29 protein-coding genes and 1 tRNA gene are annotated in these 24,647 nt (G+C 59.7%); 26 read left to right on the top strand and 4 right to left on the bottom strand.

What is annotated here, in order from left to right; all coding sequences use genetic code 11:
- Window positions 1–11: 11 nt before the first annotated feature.
- From IPM27_04380 to IPM27_04365, 4 genes are read right to left on the bottom strand one after another with little or no spacing between them, the layout of a single operon-like run.
- Entirely contained in the window at window positions 12–491 is a 480-nt protein-coding gene (locus tag IPM27_04380; protein MBK9160787.1) for a diacylglycerol kinase, read from the bottom strand.
- Window positions 460–807 carry an STAS/SEC14 domain-containing protein gene (locus IPM27_04375; GenBank protein ID MBK9160786.1) on the bottom strand — a complete coding sequence of 116 codons (348 nt, stop codon included), beginning with the start codon at window positions 805–807 and terminating at the stop codon, window positions 460–462. Before IPM27_04375 ends, IPM27_04380 begins: the two co-directional genes overlap by 32 nt.
- The gene (locus IPM27_04370; GenBank protein ID MBK9160785.1) at window positions 804–1,658 is read right to left on the bottom strand and encodes a DMT family transporter; all 855 of its coding nucleotides are present in this window, start codon (window positions 1,656–1,658) and stop codon (window positions 804–806) included. Before IPM27_04370 ends, IPM27_04375 begins: the two co-directional genes overlap by 4 nt.
- Before the next feature lie 22 nt (window positions 1,659–1,680).
- The gene (locus tag IPM27_04365; protein ID MBK9160784.1) at window positions 1,681–2,781 is read right to left on the bottom strand and encodes an aromatic ring-hydroxylating dioxygenase subunit alpha; all 1,101 of its coding nucleotides are present in this window, start codon (window positions 2,779–2,781) and stop codon (window positions 1,681–1,683) included.
- A 139-nt stretch (window positions 2,782–2,920) separates the two neighbouring features.
- Between IPM27_04365 and IPM27_04360 the strand changes: the two genes are divergently transcribed.
- The 26 genes from IPM27_04360 to nuoI all read left to right on the top strand — a co-directional run bounded on the left by IPM27_04360 (window position 2,921) and on the right by nuoI (window position 24,645).
- Window positions 2,921–3,181, top strand: a complete 261-nt coding sequence (locus IPM27_04360; GenBank protein MBK9160783.1) for an exodeoxyribonuclease VII small subunit — start codon at window positions 2,921–2,923, stop codon at window positions 3,179–3,181.
- Window positions 3,181–4,071: a polyprenyl synthetase family protein gene (locus tag IPM27_04355; GenBank protein ID MBK9160782.1), complete on the top strand. Its 891-nt coding sequence runs from the start codon at window positions 3,181–3,183 to the stop codon at window positions 4,069–4,071. The genes IPM27_04360 and IPM27_04355 overlap by 1 nt, the downstream gene beginning before the upstream one ends.
- Complete coding sequence (gene dxs, locus IPM27_04350) at window positions 4,072–5,925, top strand: 1-deoxy-D-xylulose-5-phosphate synthase (protein ID MBK9160781.1); 1,854 nt, start codon at window positions 4,072–4,074, stop codon at window positions 5,923–5,925.
- A gap of 60 nt (window positions 5,926–5,985) precedes the next feature.
- Window positions 5,986–6,789, top strand: a complete 804-nt coding sequence (locus tag IPM27_04345; GenBank protein MBK9160780.1) for a GTP cyclohydrolase I FolE2 — start codon at window positions 5,986–5,988, stop codon at window positions 6,787–6,789.
- Window positions 6,790–6,878: 89 nt separating this feature from the next.
- On the top strand, window positions 6,879–7,586 hold the full coding sequence (locus IPM27_04340) for a type 1 glutamine amidotransferase (protein MBK9160779.1): 708 nt from the start codon (window positions 6,879–6,881) through the stop codon (window positions 7,584–7,586).
- A gap of 344 nt (window positions 7,587–7,930) precedes the next feature.
- Window positions 7,931–8,245 carry a PsiF repeat-containing protein gene (locus tag IPM27_04335; GenBank protein ID MBK9160778.1) on the top strand — a complete coding sequence of 105 codons (315 nt, stop codon included), beginning with the start codon at window positions 7,931–7,933 and terminating at the stop codon, window positions 8,243–8,245.
- 124 nt (window positions 8,246–8,369) lie between these two features.
- Window positions 8,370–9,719, top strand: a complete 1,350-nt coding sequence (gene pcnB / locus IPM27_04330) for a polynucleotide adenylyltransferase PcnB (GenBank protein MBK9160777.1) — start codon at window positions 8,370–8,372, stop codon at window positions 9,717–9,719.
- Window positions 9,719–10,213 (top strand): 2-amino-4-hydroxy-6-hydroxymethyldihydropteridine diphosphokinase, encoded by a 495-nt coding sequence (folK, locus tag IPM27_04325; GenBank protein ID MBK9160776.1) that lies wholly within the window; start codon window positions 9,719–9,721, stop codon window positions 10,211–10,213. Before pcnB ends, folK begins: the two co-directional genes overlap by 1 nt.
- Window positions 10,200–10,841 carry a deoxynucleoside kinase gene (locus IPM27_04320; protein MBK9160775.1) on the top strand — a complete coding sequence of 214 codons (642 nt, stop codon included), beginning with the start codon at window positions 10,200–10,202 and terminating at the stop codon, window positions 10,839–10,841. Before folK ends, IPM27_04320 begins: the two co-directional genes overlap by 14 nt.
- Entirely contained in the window at window positions 10,841–11,635 is a 795-nt protein-coding gene (panB, locus tag IPM27_04315; protein MBK9160774.1) for a 3-methyl-2-oxobutanoate hydroxymethyltransferase, read from the top strand. The genes IPM27_04320 and panB overlap by 1 nt, the downstream gene beginning before the upstream one ends.
- A gap of 53 nt (window positions 11,636–11,688) precedes the next feature.
- The gene (locus tag IPM27_04310) at window positions 11,689–12,768 is read left to right on the top strand and encodes a DUF2157 domain-containing protein (protein MBK9160773.1); all 1,080 of its coding nucleotides are present in this window, start codon (window positions 11,689–11,691) and stop codon (window positions 12,766–12,768) included.
- Window positions 12,765–13,592 (top strand): DUF4824 family protein, encoded by an 828-nt coding sequence (locus IPM27_04305; GenBank protein ID MBK9160772.1) that lies wholly within the window; start codon window positions 12,765–12,767, stop codon window positions 13,590–13,592. Before IPM27_04310 ends, IPM27_04305 begins: the two co-directional genes overlap by 4 nt.
- 12 nt (window positions 13,593–13,604) lie before the next feature.
- Window positions 13,605–14,438: a pantoate--beta-alanine ligase gene (locus tag IPM27_04300; GenBank protein MBK9160771.1), complete on the top strand. Its 834-nt coding sequence runs from the start codon at window positions 13,605–13,607 to the stop codon at window positions 14,436–14,438.
- 41 nt (window positions 14,439–14,479) lie between these two features.
- Window positions 14,480–14,860 (top strand): aspartate 1-decarboxylase, encoded by a 381-nt coding sequence (locus IPM27_04295; GenBank protein MBK9160770.1) that lies wholly within the window; start codon window positions 14,480–14,482, stop codon window positions 14,858–14,860.
- Between the two features lie 86 nt (window positions 14,861–14,946).
- Window positions 14,947–15,711, top strand: a complete 765-nt coding sequence (locus tag IPM27_04290) for a triose-phosphate isomerase (GenBank protein MBK9160769.1) — start codon at window positions 14,947–14,949, stop codon at window positions 15,709–15,711.
- 43 nt (window positions 15,712–15,754) lie between these two features.
- Window positions 15,755–16,099, top strand: coding sequence for a preprotein translocase subunit SecG (gene secG, locus IPM27_04285; GenBank protein ID MBK9160768.1), 345 nt, complete (start codon window positions 15,755–15,757; stop codon window positions 16,097–16,099).
- Window positions 16,100–16,119: 20 nt separating this feature from the next.
- Window positions 16,120–16,204, top strand: a tRNA-Leu gene (locus tag IPM27_04280).
- Between the two features lie 110 nt (window positions 16,205–16,314).
- On the top strand, window positions 16,315–16,671 hold the full coding sequence (locus IPM27_04275) for an NADH-quinone oxidoreductase subunit A (protein ID MBK9160767.1): 357 nt from the start codon (window positions 16,315–16,317) through the stop codon (window positions 16,669–16,671).
- Window positions 16,662–17,138 (top strand): NADH-quinone oxidoreductase subunit B, encoded by a 477-nt coding sequence (locus tag IPM27_04270; GenBank protein MBK9160766.1) that lies wholly within the window; start codon window positions 16,662–16,664, stop codon window positions 17,136–17,138. The genes IPM27_04275 and IPM27_04270 overlap by 10 nt, the downstream gene beginning before the upstream one ends.
- A gap of 8 nt (window positions 17,139–17,146) precedes the next feature.
- Window positions 17,147–17,746, top strand: a complete 600-nt coding sequence (locus IPM27_04265; protein MBK9160765.1) for an NADH-quinone oxidoreductase subunit C — start codon at window positions 17,147–17,149, stop codon at window positions 17,744–17,746.
- Between the two features lie 3 nt (window positions 17,747–17,749).
- Window positions 17,750–19,003 (top strand): NADH-quinone oxidoreductase subunit D, encoded by a 1,254-nt coding sequence (locus IPM27_04260; GenBank protein MBK9160764.1) that lies wholly within the window; start codon window positions 17,750–17,752, stop codon window positions 19,001–19,003.
- A complete protein-coding gene (gene nuoE, locus IPM27_04255) occupies window positions 19,003–19,482 on the top strand; it encodes an NADH-quinone oxidoreductase subunit NuoE (GenBank protein MBK9160763.1) in 480 nt (159 codons plus the stop codon). The genes IPM27_04260 and nuoE overlap by 1 nt, the downstream gene beginning before the upstream one ends.
- On the top strand, window positions 19,479–20,744 hold the full coding sequence (nuoF, locus tag IPM27_04250; protein ID MBK9160762.1) for an NADH-quinone oxidoreductase subunit NuoF: 1,266 nt from the start codon (window positions 19,479–19,481) through the stop codon (window positions 20,742–20,744). The genes nuoE and nuoF overlap by 4 nt, the downstream gene beginning before the upstream one ends.
- Window positions 20,745–20,765: 21 nt before the next feature.
- Window positions 20,766–23,102 carry an NADH-quinone oxidoreductase subunit G gene (locus IPM27_04245; protein ID MBK9160761.1) on the top strand — a complete coding sequence of 779 codons (2,337 nt, stop codon included), beginning with the start codon at window positions 20,766–20,768 and terminating at the stop codon, window positions 23,100–23,102.
- 14 nt (window positions 23,103–23,116) lie between these two features.
- Window positions 23,117–24,139: an NADH-quinone oxidoreductase subunit NuoH gene (gene nuoH / locus IPM27_04240; protein ID MBK9160760.1), complete on the top strand. Its 1,023-nt coding sequence runs from the start codon at window positions 23,117–23,119 to the stop codon at window positions 24,137–24,139.
- A 17-nt stretch (window positions 24,140–24,156) separates the two neighbouring features.
- Entirely contained in the window at window positions 24,157–24,645 is a 489-nt protein-coding gene (gene nuoI / locus IPM27_04235) for an NADH-quinone oxidoreductase subunit NuoI (GenBank protein ID MBK9160759.1), read from the top strand.
- Window positions 24,646–24,647: the final 2 nt, after the last annotated feature.

Genomic DNA, 24,647 nt, shown 5'->3' with positions numbered 1-24,647 from the left:
GATTGGTGAAATCAGGCGGTCAGCACCAGCGACCATACCGCCAGCACATTGATGAGGCTGACCAATACGGCGGCGCTGCCGATGTCCTTGGCGCGTTTGGCGAGGTTGTGGCTGTCCAGCGAGATGCGATCCACGGCAGCCTCGATGGCGGAGTTCAGCAGCTCGACGATCAATACCAATAATACGCTGGCGATCATCAGCGCCTTGCCGAGGCCGGCGACCGGCAGCCACAGCGCCAGCGGGATCAGCAGCGCGGAGAGCAGGACTTCCTGGCGAAAGGCGTCTTCATGCTGGTATGCGGCGCGGAATCCGGCGAGCGAATAACCGAATGCGTTATACACGCGGCGCAGACCGGTTTTCCCTTTGTATGGACTTTTCACTGAAAACTCCTGAAATGAATCGACCCGCGATTGTGCGGGTCGATTGTGACAATATTGTTGCCGCGTATCCTGCCATTCGTCAGGCAGAAACCCAGGCCATCGCCTCGTCATAGTCGGCAAACACGCAAATATCGGCGTCCACGAATATGCGCGACAGCCATGCCTGCCAGGCGATCCACTGGTCGCTGGTGACCACGGCGATCCTGCTGAAGTCGTGGTTGTGTTCGCTGCTGAAGAATTTGATTTCCTCCCACGCGACGTCCAGGGTGTAGTCGATCATCGCGCGCAGGTCGAACAACAGGTTCAGTTCGCCGGGCGATTTCAGCTTGAACAGCGACTGTTCCTCGAAAGCCTTGAAGTCGGCAAGCGTGAATTCGCCAAGCACGGCAGCGTTGACGAGGTTGTCGGTTTGCTCGATGGTGATCATGTTTCGCTCCCTAAATGGTTTGCTGGAAGGGGTTTCGGTGTCAGGCGCAAGCTTAACATGCCGCTGGCAATGATGAGTGCGATGCCGAGCCATGCGCTCAAGGCCAGCAACTCGTGCCAGAGCAGCACGCCGAACAACGCCGAGAACACGATGGTGCTATAGGCCAGGCTTCCGACCACCAGCGTCTGTCCGGTGCGGTAGGCGCGCGTCATGGCAATCTGCGCAAAGGTGGCCGATGCGCCAATGGCAATGAGCAGGGGCAGGTCGCCCGCGACGACCGGGTGCAGCGTGTCTTTCAGCATCCATGCGCCGCTTACGAGCGTGGCGATCAGGTTGAAATAGAACACCACGCGCATGCCGGGTTCGCCCAGCATGCCCAACTGGCGCACGTTGAGCAGCGCGACGCCGGCCAGCAGGCCGGAGATGAGGCCGAGCAGGCCGGGCAGCAACTGGTCCTGTTCCAGTGTCGGGTGCAGCAACAGGATCACGCCGAGGAAACCGAGCACCAATGCGCTGCTCAGCGGCAGGTGGAATTTGTCCTTCAGTACCAGCACGGTCAGCGCAGAGAGGAACAGCGAAGAGGTGTAGTTGAGCGTAACGGCGGTCGCCAGCGGCAACACGGTGAGGCAATAGAAGAACAGCATCATCGCGGCGGTTCCGGAAAGTCCGCGCCATAGATGGCCGCGCCGATGTGGCGTGGCAAGCGGGATGCGGGCGCGATGCACCATCGCGTACACGATGAGCAGGCCGAAGAAGGAGCGGTAGAACACCAGTTCGCTGCTGGAAAAGCGCGGCGCCCCGAACTTGATCAGTACGCCCATGCAGGCGAACAGCAGGCCCGCCACCAGCATCCACAAGGAACCCACGGTTCGGCTACTTCAGGTGCGGGGCAAGGTTGCGGCGCAGGTATTCGTGGAAGTGCAGCATGCCGTCCTCGGTGGGCGACTGGTACGGGCCGTGTTCCTCGATGCCGCGTTGATGCAGTGACTTGCGTCCCTGATGCATGCGCACGCAGATGACGTCATCCTCGACAGCCGTTTCGTTGTAGGCCTTCTGTTCGGCTTCGACGTAGTCGCGTTCGAACAGCACGATATCTTCCAGGTAATAGAACTCGACGATGTTGGTGCAGGCTTCCGGGCCGTTCGGCAACAGCGTGCTGATGACCAGCGTGCCGGGATACCATTCGACCATGATGTTGGGATAGTAGGTCAGCCAGATCGCGCCATATTTGGGCAGGTTGTCGCCGTAGTAGCGCAGTACCTGTTCCTGCCATTTGCCATAGACATGGCTGCCGGACTTGCGCAGCCCGTTGATGATGCCGACGGTCTGCACGCTGTATTGTTCCCCGAACTCCCACTTGAGGTCTTCGCAATCCACGAAATTGCCCAGGCCGGGATGGAACGGCACGACGTGGTAGTCCTCCAGGTACACTTCGATGAAGGTCTTCCAGTTGAACCTGTATTCGTCGATCTGCACGCGATCCAGCATGTAGCCCGAGAAATCCAGATCCTTCATCACGCCGACGTTGGCCAGATCCCTTGCGATGTCGCGCTTCCCGGCAAACAGCATGCCGTTCCAGTTCTGCAGCGGTGACTTGTTCAGGTGCAGGCAGGGGTTGGCAGGGAAGTGCGGCGCGCCGAGCAGTTTGCCGTTGGTCTCATAGGTCCAGCGGTGCAGCGGGCAAACGATGTTCTGCGCGTTGCCGCGACCCTGCAGCATGGTGGCCTGGCGGTGGCGGCAGATGTTGGACAGCAGTTCCACGCCGTTAGGGTTGCGTACCAGCATCTGCGCTTCGTCGCGCAGCACATGGTAATCGCCCAGGCTGGGCACCATCAGTTCGTGGCCGACATAACCCGGGCCCTGTTCGAACAGTACCTGCTGTTCGATCTCCAATACCTTGGGATCGAAATACCAGCTTAGCGGTGGTTGAACCTGTGCCGGGGTGAGTTGTTCAAGTTTCGCGATTTCAGACATACCCACGTCCTTCTTGGGAAAGGTGAATACGATAGCAGGAGCCCGGATTTTCCCCGAAATCGAAGTGCAGGGCAATAAAAATTGGCCCGTCAGGAGTGCGTTGGGTAAAATACGCACCTTTCCGAATCAGGGGCGGCGCATGACGGGCCAGGCTAAAAAGACAGGGCCACACAAAGAGGTTGATTTCGAATCGGCGATGGCAGAGATCGAGCGGATCGTCGCCGACATGGAAGCGGGCAGGCTATCGCTGGAAGATTCGCTGTCAGCCTACAAACGTGGCGCGGAATTGTTGACGCTCTGCCGCGCAAGACTGGAGGACGCGCAACAGCAGGTGCGCGTGCTGGAGGACGGTGTGCTGAAGGATTTCACGGTCGGCGGCGAGGCCGGGACGGGCAATTGATGCGCGCCGATTTCCAGAGCTGGGCGAGCGCCCACCAGTCCCGTTTCGAAGAAGTATTGCGCAGCTTGCTGCCGCAGCCGGATATCGCGCCGCAGCGCTTGCATCAGGCGATGCGCTATGCGGTGCTGGACGGCGGCAAGCGCGTGCGCCCGTTGCTGGCTTTCGCCGCGGGTGAACTGGGTGGTGCGGATGTCGCGCGCGTCGATATCGCGGCGGCAGCGGTCGAACTGATCCATGCCTATTCGCTGGTGCACGACGACATGCCGTGCATGGACGACGATGTGCTGCGCCGCGGCAAGCCGACCTGCCATGTGCAGTTCGACGAGGCAACCGCGCTGCTGGTCGGCGACAGCCTGCAAACGCTGGCGTTCCAGTTGCTTGCGGAGCACCGCCTGAGCGACGATGCGACGCGCCAACTGGAGATGGTCAAGCTGCTGGCGCAGGCTTCCGGTTCGCGCGGCATGGCGGGCGGCCAGGCGATAGACCTGGAAAGCGTCGGCAAGGCGCTGACCTTGCCGGAACTGGAAAACATGCATATCCACAAGACCGGCGCGCTGATCCGTGCGGCGATCCTGCTGGGCGCGCAATGCGCGATGCTTACCCGTGAACAACTGGACAGGCTGGATCATTTTGGCAAATGCATCGGGCTGGCCTTCCAGGTGGTGGACGATGTGCTGGACAGCGAAGCGGATACCGCCACGCTGGGCAAGACCGCCGGCAAGGACGCGGACAAAGACAAGCCGACCTATGTGACCCTGCTGGGCGTGCCGGCTGCGCGCGATATGGCCGGGCGGCTGCATCGCGAGGCGCTGGAAACGCTGGCGGGGTTCGGCGAACGCGCGCAACGCCTGCGCGAACTTGCCGATTTCATCGTATTGAGAAAGTTCTGAATGTATCCATTGCTCGACACCATCACCGGTACGGACGACCTGCGCAAGCTGGCACGCGAACAGTTGCCGCAACTGGCGCAAGAGTTGCGCGAATTCCTGGTCGAGTCGGTGAGCAAGACCGGCGGCCACCTGTCCTCCAACCTGGGCACGGTCGAACTGAGCATCGCCTTGCATTACATCTACGACACGCCCGAGGACAGGCTGGTCTGGGATGTCGGACACCAGACCTACGCGCACAAGATCCTCACCGGACGGCGCGAGGCGATGAACAAATTGCGCATGGCGGGCGGTATTGCCGGGTTCCCGAAGCGCGAGGAAAGTCCTTACGACACATTCGGTACCGGGCATTCCAGCACCTCGATCTCGGCGGCGCTGGGCATGGCGGTGGCTGCGCAACTGCAAGGCTCGGCACGACGCTCGGTGGCGATCATCGGCGACGGCGCGATGACCGGCGGCATGGCGTTCGAGGCGCTCAACAACGCCGGCGCGATGGACGCCAACCTGCTGGTGATCCTCAACGACAACGACATGTCCATCTCGCGCCCGGTCGGCGCGCTGAACAATTACCTCGCCAAGCTGATGTCGGGACGTTTCTACGCGGCGATGCGGCGCAGCAGCGAAAAGGTGCTGAAGGGCATGCCGCCGATGCTGGAGTTCGCCAAGCGTGCCGAGGAACATGTCAAGGGCATGGTGACGCCGAGTACATTGTTCGAGGAATTCGGCTTCAACTACATCGGCCCGATCGACGGGCACGACCTGGATGCGTTGCTGGATACCTTGAGTAACATCCGCGAATTGAGCGGCCCGCAGTTCCTGCACATCGTCACGCAGAAGGGCAAGGGCTACGCGCTCGCCGAGGAAGACTGCCTGCTGTACCACGGCGTCAGCAAGTTCGACAGCACCCAGGGCATCGTTGCCAGCAATGCGGAGGCCGCCGCCAGGCCGGCCTACACGCAGGTGTTCGGCCAGTGGCTGTGCGACATGGCGGCACGGGACGAACGGCTGGTCGGCATCACGCCGGCGATGTGCGAGGGTTCCGGACTGGCCGAATTCTCGAAACGATACCCGGCCCGCTATTTCGATGTGGGTATCGCCGAACAGCATGCGCTGACATTCGCGGCAGGCTTGGCCTGCGACGGTTACAAGCCGGTGGTGGCGATCTACTCGACATTCCTGCAGCGCGCCTACGATCAATTGATCCACGATATCGCCATCCAGAATCTGCCGGTGGTGCTGGCCATCGATCGCGGCGGCCTGGTCGGCGCGGACGGCGCAACCCACGCCGGTAGTTTCGACCTTTCCTATTTGCGCTGCATACCGAACATGACGGTGATGGCGCCGGCGGACGAGAACGAATGCCGCCAGATGCTGTACACCGCGATGCAGCTGGATGCGCCGAGCGCGGTGCGCTATCCGCGCGGCAAAGGGCCGGGGGCGGTCATCATCGATGAAATGAGCGCATTGCCGGTCGGCAAGGGCGAATTGCGCCGGGAAGGCAGGCGTGTGGCGATCCTCGCCTTCGGTTCCATGCTGGCTCCCGCGCTGGCCGCCGCCGAAAAACTCGATGCGACGGTGGCGAACATGCGTTTCGTCAAGCCGCTGGATGTCGAACTGGCATTGCGGCTGGCGCGCGAAAACGAGCTGCTGGTCACGGTGGAGGAGAACACCGTGCAGGGTGGCGCGGGCAGCGCCGTAGTGGAATGCCTGCTGCAACACGGCATCGCCACGCCCGTGTTGCAACTTGGCCTTCCGGACAGTTTCATCGAGCAGGGCGAGCATGGGCAGATGCTGGCAGACTGCGGTCTGGATGCCGCAGGACTGGCCGCCGCGATCCGCCGCAAATTGACCGAGTAAATCCATCGGGATTGTTTATAATCCCGATGGCAAGAAGTTCGATGGAGACTTTAACTATTTATGAACACCCGTAAATCCAACCATATCGCCGATGTGCAAAGTTCGGCCGATACGCGCCACCTGGCGATCAATCGCGTCGGGATCAAGGGGATCCGCCACCCGGTCAGGGTCAAGGACAAGAGTGTCGGCGTGCAGCACACTATCGCCACCTTCAACATGTACGTGCACCTGCCGCACAATTTCAAGGGCACGCACATGTCGCGCTTCGTCGAGATCCTCAACGAGCATGAGCGCGAGATCTCGGTGGAATCGTTCGGCAGCATCCTGAGCGGGATGGTGGAGCGCCTCGAGGCGGAGTCCGGCTACATCGAGATGAATTTCCCCTATTTCGTGAACAAGGCCGCGCCGGTCTCGGGCGTGCAAAGCCTGCTCGACTACGAAGTCAGTTTCATCGGCGAATGCAACGGCGGCGAACCGCGCTTCACCATGAAGGTGGTCGTGCCCGTCACCAGCCTGTGCCCCTGCTCGAAAAAGATCTCCGAGCGCGGTGCGCACAACCAGCGTTCGCATGTCACGCTCACCGTGCGCGCCAACGATTTCGTCTGGATCGAGGATTTGGTGCGCATCGCCGAGGAGCAAGCCTCGTGCGAACTGTACGGGCTGCTGAAACGTCCCGACGAGAAACACGTCACCGAACGCGCCTACGACAATCCAAAATTCGTCGAGGACATGGTGCGCGACATTGCGGCCATCCTGAACGCGGACGAGCGCATCGACAGCTACATCGTCGAGTCCGAGAACTTCGAGTCGATCCACAACCATTCCGCCTACGCGCTGATCGAGCGGGATAAGACGAAAGAATAGGATCGGGGGGCTGGATCTGGCCAACCCGCGCTTCCTCGCACACGAGCTACAAAATCCCAATTCCCGATTCCGGAATCCCCGGCTCAGACATGAAACCCGTCGCCATTTTTCGTCATGCACTCCCCGAAGGCCCCGGCTATCTCGCGGAATTTCTCGATGAGCGCAACATTCCCTGGCACCTGGTCCGCATCGACGCGGGCGATGCCGTGCCGCGCTCGGCAGAAGTGTATTCCGGGCTGGCGTTCATGGGCGGGCCGATGAGCGTCAACGACGGCCTGCCGTGGATAGCGGAAGTCGAGACGCTGATCCGTGATGCGGCCGCACGTGACGTCCCGTTGCTTGGCCATTGCCTCGGCGGACAACTGATGTCCAAGGCGCTGGGCGGCGTAGTGTCGGACAACCCGGTCAAGGAGATCGGTTGGGGCGCGGTGACGGTCGCGGACAACGGGACCGCTCGAGCGTGGTTCGGCGAGTTGCGGGGTTTCGTCGCCTTCCACTGGCACGGCGAGACCTTCACCTTGCCGCCCGATGCCGAGCGCCTGCTGTCCAGCGCATATTGTGCGAACCAGGCATGGGCCATGGGCAAGCACCTTGCGCTGCAATGCCATGTGGAGATGACTGCCGGGATGATCGCGGACTGGTGCGAGATCGGCGCGGAAGAGATCGACGCCAACCGGGCCGGCCCTGCCGTGCAGATGGCGGCAGAGATGCAGCGGCAAACGGAGGACAGACTGCCGCAGTTGCATGAAGTGGCGACACATCTTTATGCCAAATGGATAAACGGACTGCAACGATAGCCGGGTCTGCCAGACACAATTATCTAGGGATGCGCTGAACAAGTATGGTTTTGTCGTTCCCGCGACAGCGGGAACCCAGTTAAATCAACAAGCTGGATTCCCGCTTTGCGAGCAGCCGCTATGCGGCTTGCCTGCTTACCCCTTTGCGCGGGAATGACGACTTGATCAGCACATCCCTAGATCGGTTTCCCATACCTGTCAGAAATATCTATGCCGAATTATCTAGGCAATCCGGCATATTGACTGGATATGTGACGACTGGTTAAGTTGCGGCGCGGTCATGGTCGCTTCAATGTGTAGCCGGCCCCCGCTTTTCTGTCCTAACCAAACTATGGGAGATTTCCATGAAAAAACTGATTGCATTATGTTGTCTGGGTCTTGCGTTTTCCCTCTCCGCCCCGGCTTTTGCTGGCGCGCAGCATGAAAAGATGAAAGGCTGCAACAAGGAGGCAAAGGCGGATGGCTTGAAGGGGAAGGAACGCAAGGCGTTCATGAAGAAATGTCTGTCCAAGGATTATGAGCTGAAGTCCGGCGCGGCGGATGGGGCGCCTGCCGCCACGCAGCAGGACAAGATGAGGTCCTGCAACGACGAAGCCGGCGGCAAGGGGCTCAAGGGAGCGGATCGCAAGGCGTTCATGAGTGCCTGCCTCAAGGGGTGAGCATTGGCAGTATCCGCCGGGAACGCGCCGCAAGGCGCGTTTTTTATTGGTGATGAAAGCGTGCGGTGTATAATCCGCGCTCTTTCGCGCGGCCTTGCCGCGTTTTACGATTATCGAAGATTGCATGATCAGAAAACTCCTCAAGCGGGTGTTTCGCAGGCCCGCCAAAACCAGGGCAGCGGGTAATGCACAGGTGATTCCGTTCGGGTTGCACGGTGTGGCGCGCGAGCAGATCAGTTACGGTGCGCAAAAGGTGACCGACGGCCTGCAAGCGGCGGGTTACCAGGCGTATGTGGTGGGCGGGGCGGTACGCGACCTGCTGCTGGATCGTACGCCCAAGGATTTCGATGTGGCGACCGATGCCACGCCGGAAGAGGTGCGCCGTGTGTTTCGCCGCGCGCGCATCATCGGGCGGCGTTTCCGGCTGGTGCATGTGATGTTCGGCGAGGAGGTGGTCGAGGTGTCCACTTTCCGCAGCCTGATCGAAGCCGAGGATGCCCAGACCGACGAGCATGGCCGCCTGCTGCGCGACAACCAGTTCGGCGACCAGGAGCAGGATGCTGCGCGGCGCGACTTTACCGCGAATGCCCTGTTCTACGATCCTTCCACGCAGGAGATATTCGACTTCCATCGCGGCTATGAAGATACCCGCGGCCAGATGTTGCGCATGATCGGCGATCCGGCGGTGCGTTATCGCGAGGATCCGGTGCGCATGCTGCGTGCCGTGAGGTTGTCCGCCAAGCTTGGCATGAAACTGGATGCGGCGACCGCCGCGCCGATCGGCAGGATGAAGGATCTGCTCGACAACGTGCCGCAGGCGCGTCTGCTGGACGAGGTGTTGAAGATGCTGTTGTCCGGGCATTCCGTGGAGTGTATCCAGCAGTTGCGCAGGATGAACCTGCATCACGGCCTGTTGCCGTTGCTGGATGTGATCCTGGGGCAGCCGATGGGCGAGAAGTTCGTCATGCTGGCGTTGCGCAATACCGACGAGCGCATCCGTCAGGACAAGTCGGTGTCGCCCGCGTTCCTGTTTGCCGCTTTGTTGTGGCATGAGGTGCTGGCGGCATGGAGCGCGCGCGTGCAGCAGGGCGCGCGTCCGGTGGGCGCGATGCACGAGGCGATGGACGAGGTGTTGTCCAGGCAAAAGGCGCAGCTCGCGATTCCGCATCGCCACGATGCGGTGATGAAGGAGATCTGGCTGATGCAGCAACGCTTCGAGCAGCGCGGCGGGCAGCGTCCGTTCCGTTTGCTGGAACAGCCGCGCTTCCGTGCCGGATTCGATTTCCTGCTGTTGCGCTGTGCCAGCGGTGAGGTGGACGACAAGCTCGGGCTGTGGTGGGACGAGTTCCAGGACGCGAGCGCCGAGCGGCGGGCGGAGATGCTGCTGCCGGAAGAGGCGGGCGACAGGAAACGCCGCCGCCGCAAACCGCGCAGGAAACCGTCGGAGGCAACGGCAGAAGAGCCGGCCGCATAATGGAACACATCGCCTTCATCGGGCTGGGCAGCAATCTCGATGATCCGTGCAGCCAGTTGCAGCGAGCCCTTGCCGACCTCGGCCAGTTGCCGGACACTGAACTGCTGGCGCGATCTTCGCTGTACCGCAGCGCGCCGCTGGGCTATCTGGATCAGCCCGATTTCGTGAATGCGGTGGCCAAGATCGCTACGGGTCTGACGCCGCAAGCCCTGTTGCAAGCCTTGCTGGATATCGAGCATCGGCACGGGCGCGAGCGCACCTTTCGCAATGCGCCCCGCATACTCGACCTGGATGTGCTGCTGTACGACGAACTGCGATTGCATGAACACGGGCTGACCATCCCGCATCCGCAGATGCACATGCGTGCGTTCGTGTTGCGACCGTTGCTGGAGATCGCGCCGGATTGCGAGATACCCGGCATGGGTGCGGCTCGGCGCGCCCTGCTGGACTGTCAGGATCAGGCTCTGGAGCGGCTTGCCGATGTTGTTCGATAAGTATCGCTATGTGGTGGTGGAGGGGCCGATCGGGGTCGGCAAGACCAGTCTTGCGCAGCGCCTTGCGCAACATGTCGGCGCGACGACCCTGCTGGAAAAGCCCGGCGAGAATCCCTTTCTGGCTGATTTTTACCGCGATCCGGCGCGCTACGCGTTGGCGACGCAGCTTTTCTTCCTGTTCCAGCGCGGTAACGAGGTGCGCGAGCTGACCCAGATGGACCTGTTCCGTGTCAGCACCGTGGCGGATTACCTGTTCGACAAGGATACGCTGTTCGCGCGCCTGAACCTGGGCGAGGAGGAGTTCGCGCTGTATCAGCAGATCTATCACAGTCTGCAACTGCAAGCGCCCGTACCGGACCTGGTGATCTATTTGCAGGCATCGCCCGAGACGCTGATGGAACGCGTGCGCCGTCGCGCACAGTCTTATGAGCAGGGCATCGGCGATGCCTACTTGTTGCGTCTGGCACAAAGCTACAGCGATTTCTTCTATCATTACGACGCGGCGCCGGTATTGATGGTGAATAGCGAGAATCTGAACTTCGTCGACGGCGGCGAAGATTTCGAGCTGTTGCTGCAACGCATCGGTGAGATGCGCGGGCCACGGGAATTCTTCAGCAGGGGAGGGTGATGCGAACCACATTGACTGCGCTGCAAACGATGCGCGACACGGGTGAGAAGATCGCCGTGCTGACCTGTTACGACGCGAGCTTCGCGACCCTGCTCGAGACGCAGGGCGTAGACGTGCTGCTGGTGGGCGATTCGCTCGGCATGGTGCTGCAAGGGCGCGAGACCACGCTACCGGTGACGCTGGACAGCATGGCCTACCATACCGCATGCGTGGCAAGCGGCTCCGGCAAGGCATTCATCGTTGCCGACATGCCGTTCGGCACCTTCCAGGTCAGTCCGCGCGAGACTTATGCCAATGCCGTGCAGTTGATGGCGGCGGGCGCGCAGATGGTCAAGCTGGAAGGCGGGATCGAGATGGCGGAGACCGTGCGGTTCCTGACTTCGCGTGCCATCCCGGTATGCGGGCATATCGGCCTGACCCCGCAATCGGTACACCAGATGGGCGGTTATCGCGTGCAGGGCAGGGATTCGGCCGCCGCGCAGGCGCTGTTACAGGATGCGCTGGCCCTGCAGCAAGCCGGCGCGGGGATGCTGGTGCTGGAAGCGGTTCCCGCCACGCTGGCGACCGAGATCACTGCCGCACTTGCCATCCCCACCATCGGCATCGGTGCGGGGGCCGGATGTTCCGGCCAGGTGCTGGTGCTGTATGACATGCTGGACATCTATCCGCGCAAAAAGCCGCGTTTCGTGAAGAATTACATGCGGGGCGCAGACAGCATCGCGACAGCGGTGGCGCACTATGTGGCCGAAGTGAAGGCGGGTAAATTCCCCGCTGCAGAACACAGTTTCTCCTGATCCCGCAGGCGGCGCGGTTCGCCTGCTGCATCGCCAATGATTTGGGGTGATACATGAACATTCTTTCCCGATACGAGGCCCAGCAACGAGCGGACCAGATTCGCGTTTTCCAGAGCGAGATGGCGCTGCTGGAACGCGAGGGGATCGTCGCGCTGGACGAGGAACAGCGTCAGCGGGTGGATGAACACCATCGCCAGTTGTTGAGCCAGTATGCGCAGCACTTCGACATCGACCGCGACAAACATGCCAGCCAGTTGTCCCTGGGGATGCGTATTGCCTCGCTGTTCGGCGCGCTGGCGCTGTCGGCCAGCGTGTTCTTCCTGTTCTACCAGTTCTGGGGCTGGCTCTCGACGGTCGCGCAAGTGCTGATCCTGGTTGCCGCACCACTGCTGATGCTGGGCGTTACGCTGTTTCTCCGGCATAGGGATACTTCCGGCTATTTTGCCAAACTGGCCGCGCTGGTGACGTTCGCCTGCTTTGTATTGAACATCACGATGCTGGGCCAGATATTCAATATCACGCCTTCCGACAATGCGCTGTTGCCGTGGGCGGCGCTGGCCTTCCTGCTGGCCTATGCCTGCGACCTGCGTTTGCTGCTGGTGGCCGGTATCCTGTGCATGATTGCCTGGGTCGCCGCGCGCACCGGAACCTGGGGCGGGATGTACTGGCTCAGTTTCGGCGAGCGCCCGGAAAACTTTTTCCCTGCCGCCGCGATCCTGCTGGCGCTGCCGCATTTTGTCCGCCATACGCGCTTTGTGGATTTTCCGCCCATGTATCGCATCTTCGGCTTGCTTGCAGTCTTTCTGCCGGTGCTGGTGATGGGTAACTGGGGCAATTCCAGTTATCTCGACTGGGATGTGGATTTCATCGAGGGTTTCTATCAGGTGACGGGTTTTGTCGGCAGTTCGATAGCCGTCTGGTATGGCGTGCGCAGACAATGGCCGGAAGTGATCAACACCGGTGTTACGTTCTTCATCATCTTCCTGTACACGAAAATATTCGACTGGTGGTGGGAGAACATGCCCAAGTACCTGTTCTTCCTGGTGCTCGGCCTGGTTGCGGTGCTGTTCCTGATGGTGCTCAAGCGCTTGCGCGCAACCAGCTACAGGCTGTTCAAGGGAGAGTCGTCATGATGAAATGGTCGCGCACCCTGATTGCAGGCAGCGCCCTGATTCTGTTGACCAATGCCGTTGCTCTGGGGGGCGCCGGTTACAACCGAAGCGGAGACCCGGAAAGCCGCTTGCAACTGACGCAGCGCGAACTGCAACATTCGACCTGGCGTTCCGGAAAGGACAACAGCGGCATCACGTTGACGCTGAACTGGCGATTCGAGCAGGCGGAGGATGATAGTTACAATTACGGCGTGTATTCCAGTCGTTGGGGGATGCCGGTCTGGCTGGACAAGGCCAAGCTGGCCGAACTTGGCTTCGATGTGGAGGAGTTGGCCGGCACGGAAGAGGTTGGCCGCCGCAACAGGCGGGAGCAGTCGAAAGAAGTGATGCTGGTGCTGGAACTGGATGGCCAGTCATATCAACGCCATTTGCAGCGCGCCCGGGCATATGCAGAGGAGAGCAAGAAACTGTCGGCGGCTTCCCCCGGCAACACCGAGATGCAACGCAGGGCTGAGGGCGCCGAAAAAAGCTTCCGGCATGAACAAGACCAGGGTAGCCGCCTGTTCGTGATCGACGCCGGGCTCGATCTGCAAAAATTGCGTGCCGCCTATCCTGATCGCGTCCGCTATGCCATCGTGCGCGGCTTGATCCAGCCGACTGCGATATCTGAACAGGAAGAAACCCGTATCGCGGGTTATGTCAGGGAATTGCATGCCGAGCGCATCAACGTGCCGCTCGCTTATCGCGGGCTGTTTGGTAATTCGACGCCGTTTGAAGTTACGGTTGCGTTCGGAAAGCGTCTCGAGCCGTGGATCGTTGCGGGGGCCGGTGGTGCGACAAATTGACTGGAATGCATGATGCAGCTTATCCATACCGTTACTGAATTGCGTGCCCGCATGGCGGGCGAGCAGGACATCGCCTTCGTGCCGACCATGGGTAACCTGCACGAGGGGCATCTCGCGCTGGTCCGTCAGGCACGCGGGCATGGACGGTGCGTGGTGGTGAGTATTTTCGTCAACCCCCTGCAGTTTGGTCCCGGCGAGGATTTCGACCAGTACCCGCGCACGCTGGAAGCGGATTGCGACAGGCTGCGCGGGTTGGCGGACGTGGTGTTCGCGCCATCGGTCAGCGAGATGTACCCGGTGCGGCAGACGGTATTCGTCGAGCCGCCGCCGATTGCCAATGAGTTGTGCGGCGCGGCTCGTCCCGGTCATTTTCGCGGCATGGCGACGGTGGTGCTGAAACTGCTGAACATCGTGCAGCCGCAGGTTGCGCTGTTCGGCAAGAAGGATTATCAGCAGTTGCACATCATTCGCCAGCTCGTTTCACAATTGAATCTGCCGGTGCGCATCGTTGGCGGGGAGACGGTGCGTGCGCCGGACGGACTGGCGCTCAGTTCGCGCAATCAGTACCTGAGCGAGTCGGAGCGCACCGGGGCGGTCGCCTTGTACCGTACGCTGCAAGGGATGCGACAGGCCGTCCTGCAGGGCGAACGGGATTTCGGGCGATTGCAGCGCCAGGCGGCCGAGTCGCTCACTGCAAGCGGGTGGTCGGTGGATTATGTGATGGTGCGCAACCCGTCCGATTTGCAGCCGGCCGATCCGTCGCAACGCGCACTGGTCATTCTGGCGGCGGCAAGGCTGGGCAATACCCGCTTGCTGGATAATGTCGAATTTTGTCTTGACGGTTGATTGTTATATAATCCGCGCCCCGTTTGGAAGGGAGGTGTCCCATGCAAAGAATCATGCTTAAGGCCAAATTGCACCGGGCGCGCGTGACGCATTCCGAGTTGCACTACGAGGGCTCCTGCGCGATCGACGACGATTTGCTGGATGCCGCTGACATCAAGGAATACCAGCAGATCGAGATTTACAACGTCACCAACGGTGAGCGCTTCACCACCTATGCGATCCGTGCGCAACGCGGTTCCGGTGTGGTTTCCATCAATGGCGCGGCCGCACACAAGGCCAATCCCGGCGACATCATCATTATCGCCACCTATGCCATGTATTCCGAACTCGAATTGCAAAAATTCCATCCGCAGCTTGTCTACGTGGATGAGTTCAACCGTATCGTTGCCCGGCGCGACCAGATACCCGTGCAGGCCGCCTGACGGCCGATTTCGACAATTGTTTCATTGACCGCTTTTGCGTTCACGGGTAGGATTACGCACCTTAAATGCTGAACGGATTAATCAAGATGCGTCGGAAACTGGTTGTTGGGAACTGGAAGATGTATGGCAGTCTGGCGGGCAACAAGGCTTTGCTGGAAGGTGTCATACAGGGTGTCAGGGATTTGAACAATGCGGATTACGGTGTGTGTGTCCCGTACCCCTATCTTGCCCAGGCGCAATCGATGCTGCAGGGCAGTAATATCGCCTGGGGCGCGCAGAATCTGAGTCAGCATGAGCAAGGGGCGTTCACCGGCGCGGTCGCGCCGGGCATGTTGGCCGATTTCGGATGTCGCTATGTGATTATCGGGCATTCCGAGCGCCGTGCCCTGTTCCATGAGAGCAACGATATTGCAGCCGCAAAGTTCGACGCGGCGATCAAGTTCGGCCTTGCGCCGATCTTTTGTGTGGGCGAGACGCTGTCGGAACGTGAAGGCGGCATTACCGAACAAGTCGTTGCAAAGCAGTTGGAGGTCGTGCTGAATCACGCGGGCGTCGATGCTATCGCGAAATCGGTGATCGCGTATGAGCCGGTTTGGGCGATCGGTACCGGGAAAACGGCAACGCCGGATCAGGCGCAGGCGGTTCATGCTTTTATCCGTCAAAGGGTTGCGCAATTGGACGGGCGGGCAGCTGAGGGCTTGTGTATACTCTACGGCGGCAGCGTCAAGGCAAACAATGCTGATCAGTTATTTGCAATGCCTGATATAGATGGTGGTTTGATCGGTGGCGCATCGCTTGTTGCCGACGATTTTGTGGCAATCTGCCGCGCCGCGCATGCGGCAGCAAAGTGACTGGCGTCGGGCTGGGATCAAAAGGTATTTCGAGGTAGAGAGTGTGGAAACATTAGTTTGGGCGGTGCATGTTTTAACTGCGGTGGTGTTGATCGGACTGGTGCTGATGCAGCACGGCAAAGGCGCAGACATGGGTGCGGCATTCGGGTCCGGTTCGGCAGGCAGCTTATTCGGTTCCAGCGGTTCAGCGAATTTCCTCAGTCGTAGCACGGCAGTGGCCGCGACGCTGTTTTTCGTCACCAGTTTGTCCCTGACCTATCTCTATTCGCATCCTGCGCAACAGCAAGGTGTGATGGATAAAGTAAATGCGGCTGCGACAAAATCGGCTCCGGCGGTACCTTCGGTCGATCCTGCGGATAGTTCCAAGTCCAGGGAGATTCCGAAATAGTCATGTAGTGGTGTAGCATTGCCGATGTGGTGAAATTGGTAGACACGCTATCTTGAGGGGGTAGTGGCGCAAGCCGTAGCAGTTCGAGTCTGCTCATCGGCACCAAAATACAAGCGGGCACGCGGGTGTACATGCGAAAAAAACGATTAAAAATGATTCTGATTTAATTCTTCCGGATTAACTCACGAAGTCGCAAGCAGAGGGGGAAAGCTTACATGTTGGAAAACTATTTTCCGGTGTTGTTGTTCATCTGTGTCGGCCTTGCGATGGGCGTGATTCCTCTGGCGCTAGGCAAGCTGGTCTCCAGGAGCCATCCGGACAGCAAGAAAAATTCTCCCTACGAATGTGGTTTTGAGGCCTTTGAGGATGCGCGCATGAAGTTCGATGTGCGTTACTACCTGGTCGCCATCCTGTTCATCCTTTTCGATCTTGAAATCGCTTTCATGTTCCCCTGGGCCATTGTGCTCAAGGAGATCGGATTGTTCGGTTTCGTTTCCATGATGATTTTCCTGGCCGTCCTGGTGGTTGGCTTTATCTATGAGTGGATGAAAGGAGCCCTGGAATGGGAATAGAGGGCATTCTGGAAAAAGGCGTCGTGACCACGACGCTGGATACCGTCATCAATTACACGCGCACCGGTTCGTTATGGCCGATGACGTTCGGTTTGGCATGTTGCGCGGTGGAGATGATGCAGGCCGGCGCTTCGCGCTATGACCTGGATCGTTTCGGCATCGTGTTCCGCCCCAGTCCGCGTCAGTCCGATGTGATGATCGTCGCGGGGACGCTGTGCAACAAGATGGCTCCCGCATTGCGCAAGGTTTACGACCAGATGGCCGAGCCGCGCTGGGTGGTCTCGATGGGATCGTGTGCAAATGGCGGCGGTTACTATCATTATTCCTATTCGGTGGTGCGCGGCTGCGACCGCATCGTGCCGGTGGACATATATATACCCGGATGCCCGCCGACCGCGGAAGCGCTGCTGTACGGGCTGATCCAGTTGCAGAACAAGATCAAACGAACCAATACCATTGCGCGTTAGGATGAACCATGGCTGCTGATTTAGGCGTGTTGCGTACCAGTCTGGCCGAATTGCTTGGCGACAGTCTGGTTCATGTGGAAGAGAGGCTGGAAGAACTGACGATCGTGGTCAAGTCTGCCGGGATGCTGGATACACTCACGCGTCTGCGCGACGGGGCGGGTTTCGAGCAGATGATCGATCTGTGCGGCGTAGACTATTCCACCTACGGCGACGGCAACTGGGAGGGGCAGCGCTTTGCGGTGGTGTATCACCTGATTTCGGTAGCGAATAACGTCCGGGTGCGGGTGCGCATCTTTGCCGATGACGACGATTTCCCGGCACTCGAATCCGCGACCGTTATCTGGCCCTGCGCGAACTGGTACGAGCGCGAAGCTTTCGACCTGTACGGCATCGTGTTCACCGGGCATCCCGATCTGCGCCGCATCCTGACCGACTATGGTTTTGTCGGCAATCCGTTCCGCAAGGATTTCCCGTTGTCCGGACATGTGGAGATGCGCTACGACCCCGAGCAGCAGCGAGTGGTATATCAACCCGTTTCGATCGAGCCGCGCGAAGTTACGCCGCGCATCGTGCGTGAAGAAAATTACGCTAGCAACCCAGGGAAATAAGTGATGGCGGAGATCAAGAACTACACAATGAATTTTGGGCCGCAACACCCGTCGGCACACGGGGTGTTGCGTCTGGTGCTGGAGCTGGACGGCGAGGTCATCGAGCGCGCGGATCCGCATATCGGGCTGTTGCATCGTGCCACCGAAAAGCTCGCCGAGCACAAGACCTTCCTGCAGGCCTTGCCGTATATGGACCGGCTCGATTATGTCTCGATGATGAGCAACGAGCATGCCTATGTGATGGCGGTCGAAAAGCTGGCCGGGATCGAAGTGCCGTTGCGTGCCCAGTATATCCGCGTGATGTTCGACGAGATCACCCGCCTCCTGAACCATTTGCTGTGGCTGGGAGCGCACGCGCTGGATATCGGTGCGATGACCGTTTTCCTGTATTGCTTCCGCGAACGCGAAGACCTGATGGATGCTTATGAGGCGGTATCCGGCGCGCGCCTGCATGCAGCCTATTACCGGCCGGGCGGGGTGTACCGCGATCTGCCTGACAGCATGCCGCAGTACCAGGCATCTAAGATACACAATGCCGAGGCGGTCAAGCGTCTGAATGAAAACCGCCAGGGTTCGCTGCTCGACTTCCTGGAAGATTTCACCAGCCGTTTCCCGAAGTACGTGGACGAGTACGAAACATTGCTGACCGACAACCGTATCTGGAAGCAGCGTACCGTCGGCATCGGCGTGGTGACGCCAGAACGCGCTCTGGCGCTGGGATTTACCGGCCCGATGTTGCGTGGCTCCGGGGTGGAATGGGATTTGCGCAAGAAGCAACCCTACGAAGTCTATGACCGGATCGATTTCGACATCCCGGTCGGCACCAACGGCGATTCCTATGACCGTTATCTGGTGCGCGTCGAGGAGATGCGCCAGTCGAACCGCATCATCAAACAATGCATCGAGTGGCTGCGCGCCAATCCCGGCCCGGTGATGACGGACAACCTCAAGTTCGGTCCGCCGAAGCGCGAGGCCGTGAAGCAGAACATGGAAGAGTTGATCCACCATTTCAAACTGTTTACCGAGGGGATGCACGTGCCGGCCGGCGAAGCCTATGCGGCAGTGGAGCATCCCAAAGGCGAGTTCGGCATCTATCTGGTTTCGGATGGCGCGAACAAACCCTATCGCATGAAGATACGCGCCCCCGGTTTTGCACACATGGCCGGGCTGGACGAGATGTCCCGCGGCCACATGATTGCCGACGTGGTGACCATCATCGGCACGCAGGACATCGTTTTTGGTGAGGTGGATCGCTAATGTTATCCGAACAAATACAGGCTCAAATCAACCGCGAGCTGAAGAAATATCCGGCTGACCAGAAGCAATCGGCCGTGATGGCGGCGTTGCGCTTCGTGCAGGACGAGAAGGGATGGATCTCCACCGACGATATGGCCGATGTCGCTGTCTATCTGGGCATGCCGAAGATGGCGGTGTACGAAGTGGCGACCTTCTACCACATGTACAACCTTAAGCCGATGGGCAAGACCACCATCACTGTCTGCACCAACCTGTCCTGCACGCTGTGCGGCGCGGGTGACACGGTGGCCTATCTGGAGTCGAAGCTGGGCATCGGGCTGGGCGAGGTGACTGCGGACGGAAAATACGGTCTGCGCGAAGGCGAATGCATGGGCGCATGCAAGGATGCGCCGCTGTTCACCGTGAACAACAAGCGGCTTTGCGGGCGTTTGAGCAAAGAGAAGATCGATCAAATCTTGGCGGAATTGGATAAATCATGAGAGGCCCGGTTACCCAAACCACGATGGATTTCGACCAGCCATGGACGCTGGAAAATTACCTCAAGGTCGGCGGCTATCAGGCGCTGCGCAAGGTGCTGACCACGAAGATGTCCCCCGATGCGATCATCGCCGAAGTCAAGCTGTCGGCGTTGCGCGGACGCGGCGGCGCCGGCTTCCCGACCGGATTGAAATGGAGCTTCATGCCCAAGAATTATCAGGGCGACAAATACATTGTCTGCAACACCGACGAGGGTGAGCCGGGCACCTGCAAGGACTGGGATATCCTGCTCTACAACCCGCATCTGCTGATCGAGGGCATGGCGATCGCCGCCTATACCATGGGCGTGAAGACCGGCTATAACTATGTGCATGGCGAGATCTTCGAGGCATACCAGCGCATGGAAGAGGCGTGCGAGATCGCGCGCGAAGCCGGCTACCTTGGCAACAACATCATGGGTCTGGGATTCGATTTCGATCTGCACAATCATCTGGGCTACGGTGCATATATCTGTGGCGAGGAGACGGCGCTGCTCGAGTCCATCGAAGGCAAGAAAGGACAGCCGCGCTTCAAACCCCCGTTCCCGGCCACCTTCGGCCTGTACGGCAAGCCGACCACCATCAACAACACCGAGACCTTCGCCAGCATCCCGTACATCATCAACAATGGCGGCAAGAAGTTCCTCGAACTGGGCAAGCCGAACAATGGCGGTACCAAGCTGTTTTCCGTGTCCGGCCATGTGAATAATCCCGGCAATTTCGAGGTGGGGATGGGTACGCCGTTCAGCGAACTGCTGGAGATGGCGGGCGGCGTGCGCAACGGACACAAGCTCAAAGGAGTCATCCCGGGGGGCTCGTCGATGCCGGTGGTGCCCGGCGAGATCATGATGGATCTGACCATGGACTACGACTCGATCTCCAAGGCGGGTTCCGGTCTGGGCAGCGGCGCGGTCATCGTGATGGACGAGACCGTCTGCATGGTGCGCGCGCTTGAACGTCTGGCGTATTTCTACCATGAGGAATCGTGCGGACAGTGCACGCCGTGCCGTGAAGGCACCGGTTGGCTGTATCGCGTCGTGCATCGTATCGAGCACGGCGAAGGCCGCAAGGAGGATCTGGATCTGTTGTTGAGTGTCGGGGATAACATCGCCGGGCGCACCATCTGCGCGTTGGGCGAAGCGGCAGTGTGGCCGGTGCAGGGCATGCTCAGGCATTTCCGTGACGAATTTGAATATCACATCGAACACAAGCGCTGCTTGGTGTAAGTCTGACGGGTTAGGTGAGCAATGATCAACATTGAAATTGATGGCAAGCTGGTCGAGACGGAACACGGTTCCACGGTAATGGATGCCGCCCATAAGGCGGGCATCTATATTCCCCATTTTTGCTACCACAAAAAACTTTCGCTTTCGGCGAATTGCCGGATGTGCCTGGTGGAAGTGGAAAAAGTGCCCAAGCCGCTGCCTGCCTGTGCGACACCCGTCTCGGACGGAATGAAAGTCCATACGCATTCCAAAATGGCAGTCAAGGCGCAGCAGGGCGTGATGGAGTTCCTGTTGATCAATCACCCGCTGGATTGCCCGATCTGCGACCAGGGCGGTGAATGCCTGTTGCAGGATATCGCTGTCGGTTATGGGGACAGTGCTTCGCGCTATACCGAAGAGAAGCGTGTCGTGATGGGCAAGGATATCGGCGCGCTGGTATCCACCGAAGAAATGAGCCGCTGCATCCAGTGCACGCGCTGCGTGCGTTTCGGCCAGGAGATCGCCGGCATCATGGAGCTGGGGATGGCCAACCGCAGTGAGCATGCGGAGATCATGAGCTTTGTGAACAGCACGGTGGATTCCGAGCTGTCCGGCAACATGATCGATCTGTGTCCGGTCGGTGCGCTGACCAGCAAGCCGTTCCGTTATACCGCGCGTTCCTGGGAATTGTCGCGGCGCAAATCGGTCAGCCCGCATGATGGCCTGGGTTCGAATCTGGCCGTACATGTGAAGAATAACAAGGTGATGCGCGTCACGCCGATCGAGAATGAATCCATCAACGAATGCTGGATCTCCGACAGGGATCGCTTCAGTTATGAGGGGTTGAATGCGCCGGAACGGCTCACCAAGCCGATGGTCAAGCAGGACGGAAAATGGCTGGAAGTGGAATGGCAGATGGCACTTGAATATGTCGCCAACGCCCTGCGCCAGATCGCCAGCGATACGGGTGTCGATCAGGTTGCCGCACTGGCCACGCCGCATAGCACCGTGGAAGAGCTGTACCTGTTGCAGAAGCTCATGCGCGGCATCGGTAGCAGCAACATCGATTTCCGTTTGCGCCAGTCCGATTTCAGTGCCGACGGTAAACAGGCCGGCGCACCGTGGCTGGGCATGGCGGTCGCCGACATCAGTGGCTGTGACCGTTTCCTGATTGCCGGCAGTTTCCTGCGCAAGGATCATCCGGTGCTGGCGCAACGTATTCGCCAGACAGTCAAGGGGGGCGCGCAGGCCAATATCGTGCACGCCAGCGATGACGATTTGCTGATGCCGGTCGCCAACAAGGCCATCGTTGCGCCGAGCGAATTGCCGAACATGCTGGCGCAGATACTGAAGGCGCTTGCGGCCGAGAAGCAAACAACGGCGCAGGGCGTACAGGATATCGTTGCAGGCAGCGAGGCCACGGCCATTGCCAGAAGCCTGGCTGGTGGCGAACGCGTCGCAGTGCTGCTTGGCGATTTTGCGCAACAACATCCGCAGGCTGCGCAGTTCGCCATGCTGGCGGAACAGATCGCCGTACTGTGCGGCGGGCGGTTCGGCTTCCTCGGCGAAGCGGCGAACAGTGTCGGTGGCTACCTGGCGGGAGCCGTTCCGTTCGGTGCCGGCGCGCAGGGCATGAATGCCGCGCAGATGCTGGCATCCCCGCGCAAGGCCTATCTGTTGCTGAACGTCGAGGCGGAACTGGATATGCACGATCCACAGCAGGCTGCTGCGGCGATGAAGAACGCACTGGTCGTTGCGATGTCCGCATTCAAGCATGGCGCGACCGAGTATGCCGATGTGCTGCTGCCGATCGCGCCGTTCACCGAGACTTCCGGCACCTTCGTCAGTACCGAAGGGCGTGTGCAGAGTTTCAAGGGCGCGGTCAAGCCGCTCGGCGAAGCGCGTCCGGCATGGAAAGTGTTGCGTGTACTGGGCAATCTGCTCAATGTATCGGGATTCGATTACGCTTCCAGCGAAGCGGTGCGCGATGAAATAGCCGCGCTGCAGGATGTGCCTGGCAGGCTGAACAATCATATCGATGGCGTCGTGTCGCAAATCCCGACCGGCAAGGTCGATGGTCTGCAGCGCGTCAGCGATGTGCCCATCTACTCTACCGATGCGGTGGTTCGCCGTGCCGCTTCCCTGCAGAAAACCAGCGATGCGGCGGTTCCGTGCGTGATGATGCATGGCAGCGAATTGCAGAGACTGGGCGTGCAGCCCGGCGATACAGTCAAAGTCAGTCAGGGTAACGCCAGCGTGCGTCTGACCGTACAAGCGAACGACCACCTGCCGGCGCATACTGCGCGCGTGGCAGCGGGTCATCCAGCTACGGCGGAACTGGGCGCGATGTTTGGAACGATCACGGTGGAGCGCGCATGATGGAACTGTTGCAGATGCTACAACAAACCGGCCAGAATCTGCTCGGCCCGGCATGGCTGCCGGTCTGGACACTGGTGAAGATCATGGTCATCGTGTTGCCCATCATGGGCGCCGTCGCTTACCTGACCCTGGCCGAACGCAAAGTGATCGGCTACATGCAAATCCGCATCGGCCCGAATCGCGTCGGTTATTTCGGTCTGCTACAGCCGATCGCCGACGGCGTGAAACTGTTATTCAAGGAAATCATCGTTCCAACCGGCTCGAACAAGTTCCTGTTCGTGATAGCCCCGGTCATGGCATTGGCGCCGGCACTGGCCGCTTGGGCGGTCGTTCCATTCGACGACGGTGTGGTGCTGGCCGACGTCAACGCCGGGCTTCTGTACCTGCTGGCGATGACTTCGCTGGGCGTGTACGGCATCATCATCTCGGGTTGGGCGTCCAACTCGAAATATGCCTTCCTTGGCGCAGTGCGTTCCGCGGCGCAGATCGTTTCATACGAGATCGCGATGGGCTTTGCGCTGGTGTGCGTATTGATGGCCTCGCAGAGCATGAATCTGGGCGACATCGTGCGCGGGCAGCAGGGCAATTTCGGCCTGCTGAACTGGTATCTGATCCCGCTGTTCCCGATGTTCCTCGTGTACCTGATCTCTGGCGTGGCGGAAACCAACCGGGCACCTTTCGATATGGCCGAAGGCGAGTCCGAGATCGTGGCGGGCTTCCACGTGGAATATTCCGGCATGGCGTTCGCGCTGTTCTTCCTTGCCGAATACGCCAACATGATCCTGATCGCGTTCCTCACGTCGATCATGTTCATGGGCGGATGGTTGTCGCCGTTGCCGTTCCTGCCGGACAGCTTTATCTGGCTGCTGGGCAAGGTGTCGTTCATCCTGTTCCTGTTCCTGTGGTTCCGGGCGACCTTCCCGCGCTATCGCTATGACCAGTTGATGCGGCTGGGCTGGAAAATATTCATTCCGCTGACCATCATATGGGTGGTGGTGATTGCCGCCTGGATGCAGACCCCGCTCTGGGTTTGGTAAGGGCGGAGGAGACGACTATGCAAGCAATCAAGAAATTCTTCGAAACCTTCCTGCTCTACGAACTGGTGAAGGGCATGGCGCTGACCGGGCGCTATTTCTTCGCGCGCAAGATCACTGTGCAATACCCGGAAGAGAAGACACCGCAGAGCTTCCGTTTCCGCGGTTTGCACGCGCAACGCCGCTATGCCAACGGGGAAGAACGTTGCATCGCCTGCAAATTGTGCGAAGCGGTCTGCCCGGCGCTGGCGATCAAGATCGAGGTGGCGGAGCGGGATGACGGCACACGCCGCACCACGCAATACGACATCGATCTGACCAAATGCATCTTCTGCGGATTTTGCGAGGAATCCTGCCCGGTCGATGCGATCGTCGAAACCCGTGTGTTCGAGTACCACGGTGAAAAACGCGGCGACCTGTATTACACCAAGGCCATGTTGCTGGCGAATGGCGACAAGTACGAAGAACAGATCGCCAAGGATCGGGCAGCCGATGCCAAGTACCGATAAGA

Source organism: Nitrosomonadales bacterium, assembly GCA_016716325.1.
Taxonomy (GTDB): domain Bacteria; phylum Pseudomonadota; class Gammaproteobacteria; order Burkholderiales; family Gallionellaceae; genus Gallionella.
The sequence above is the reverse complement of the archived record's forward strand: the minus strand, read 5'-3'. Positions and strand labels throughout refer to the sequence as shown.

Coding starts and splice junctions, on each gene's coding strand:
- IPM27_04380 (MBK9160787.1), bottom strand. CDS start 491: ATGACGAGGCGATGGCCTGGGTTTCTGCCTGACGAATGGCAGGATACG.
- IPM27_04375 (MBK9160786.1), bottom strand. CDS start 807: ATGATCACCATCGAGCAAACCGACAACCTCGTCAACGCTGCCGTGCTT.
- IPM27_04370 (MBK9160785.1), bottom strand. CDS start 1,658: ATGCTGGTGGCGGGCCTGCTGTTCGCCTGCATGGGCGTACTGATCAAG.
- IPM27_04365 (MBK9160784.1), bottom strand. CDS start 2,781: ATGTCTGAAATCGCGAAACTTGAACAACTCACCCCGGCACAGGTTCAA.
- IPM27_04360 (MBK9160783.1), top strand. CDS start 2,921: ATGACGGGCCAGGCTAAAAAGACAGGGCCACACAAAGAGGTTGATTTC.
- IPM27_04355 (MBK9160782.1), top strand. CDS start 3,181: ATGCGCGCCGATTTCCAGAGCTGGGCGAGCGCCCACCAGTCCCGTTTC.
- dxs (MBK9160781.1), top strand. CDS start 4,072: ATGTATCCATTGCTCGACACCATCACCGGTACGGACGACCTGCGCAAG.
- IPM27_04345 (MBK9160780.1), top strand. CDS start 5,986: ATGAACACCCGTAAATCCAACCATATCGCCGATGTGCAAAGTTCGGCC.
- IPM27_04340 (MBK9160779.1), top strand. CDS start 6,879: ATGAAACCCGTCGCCATTTTTCGTCATGCACTCCCCGAAGGCCCCGGC.
- IPM27_04335 (MBK9160778.1), top strand. CDS start 7,931: ATGAAAAAACTGATTGCATTATGTTGTCTGGGTCTTGCGTTTTCCCTC.
- pcnB (MBK9160777.1), top strand. CDS start 8,370: ATGATCAGAAAACTCCTCAAGCGGGTGTTTCGCAGGCCCGCCAAAACC.
- folK (MBK9160776.1), top strand. CDS start 9,719: ATGGAACACATCGCCTTCATCGGGCTGGGCAGCAATCTCGATGATCCG.
- IPM27_04320 (MBK9160775.1), top strand. CDS start 10,200: ATGTTGTTCGATAAGTATCGCTATGTGGTGGTGGAGGGGCCGATCGGG.
- panB (MBK9160774.1), top strand. CDS start 10,841: ATGCGAACCACATTGACTGCGCTGCAAACGATGCGCGACACGGGTGAG.
- IPM27_04310 (MBK9160773.1), top strand. CDS start 11,689: ATGAACATTCTTTCCCGATACGAGGCCCAGCAACGAGCGGACCAGATT.
- IPM27_04305 (MBK9160772.1), top strand. CDS start 12,765: ATGATGAAATGGTCGCGCACCCTGATTGCAGGCAGCGCCCTGATTCTG.
- IPM27_04300 (MBK9160771.1), top strand. CDS start 13,605: ATGCAGCTTATCCATACCGTTACTGAATTGCGTGCCCGCATGGCGGGC.
- IPM27_04295 (MBK9160770.1), top strand. CDS start 14,480: ATGCAAAGAATCATGCTTAAGGCCAAATTGCACCGGGCGCGCGTGACG.
- IPM27_04290 (MBK9160769.1), top strand. CDS start 14,947: ATGCGTCGGAAACTGGTTGTTGGGAACTGGAAGATGTATGGCAGTCTG.
- IPM27_04275 (MBK9160767.1), top strand. CDS start 16,315: ATGTTGGAAAACTATTTTCCGGTGTTGTTGTTCATCTGTGTCGGCCTT.
- IPM27_04270 (MBK9160766.1), top strand. CDS start 16,662: ATGGGAATAGAGGGCATTCTGGAAAAAGGCGTCGTGACCACGACGCTG.
- IPM27_04265 (MBK9160765.1), top strand. CDS start 17,147: ATGGCTGCTGATTTAGGCGTGTTGCGTACCAGTCTGGCCGAATTGCTT.
- IPM27_04260 (MBK9160764.1), top strand. CDS start 17,750: ATGGCGGAGATCAAGAACTACACAATGAATTTTGGGCCGCAACACCCG.
- nuoE (MBK9160763.1), top strand. CDS start 19,003: ATGTTATCCGAACAAATACAGGCTCAAATCAACCGCGAGCTGAAGAAA.
- nuoF (MBK9160762.1), top strand. CDS start 19,479: ATGAGAGGCCCGGTTACCCAAACCACGATGGATTTCGACCAGCCATGG.
- IPM27_04245 (MBK9160761.1), top strand. CDS start 20,766: ATGATCAACATTGAAATTGATGGCAAGCTGGTCGAGACGGAACACGGT.
- nuoH (MBK9160760.1), top strand. CDS start 23,117: ATGCTACAACAAACCGGCCAGAATCTGCTCGGCCCGGCATGGCTGCCG.
- nuoI (MBK9160759.1), top strand. CDS start 24,157: ATGCAAGCAATCAAGAAATTCTTCGAAACCTTCCTGCTCTACGAACTG.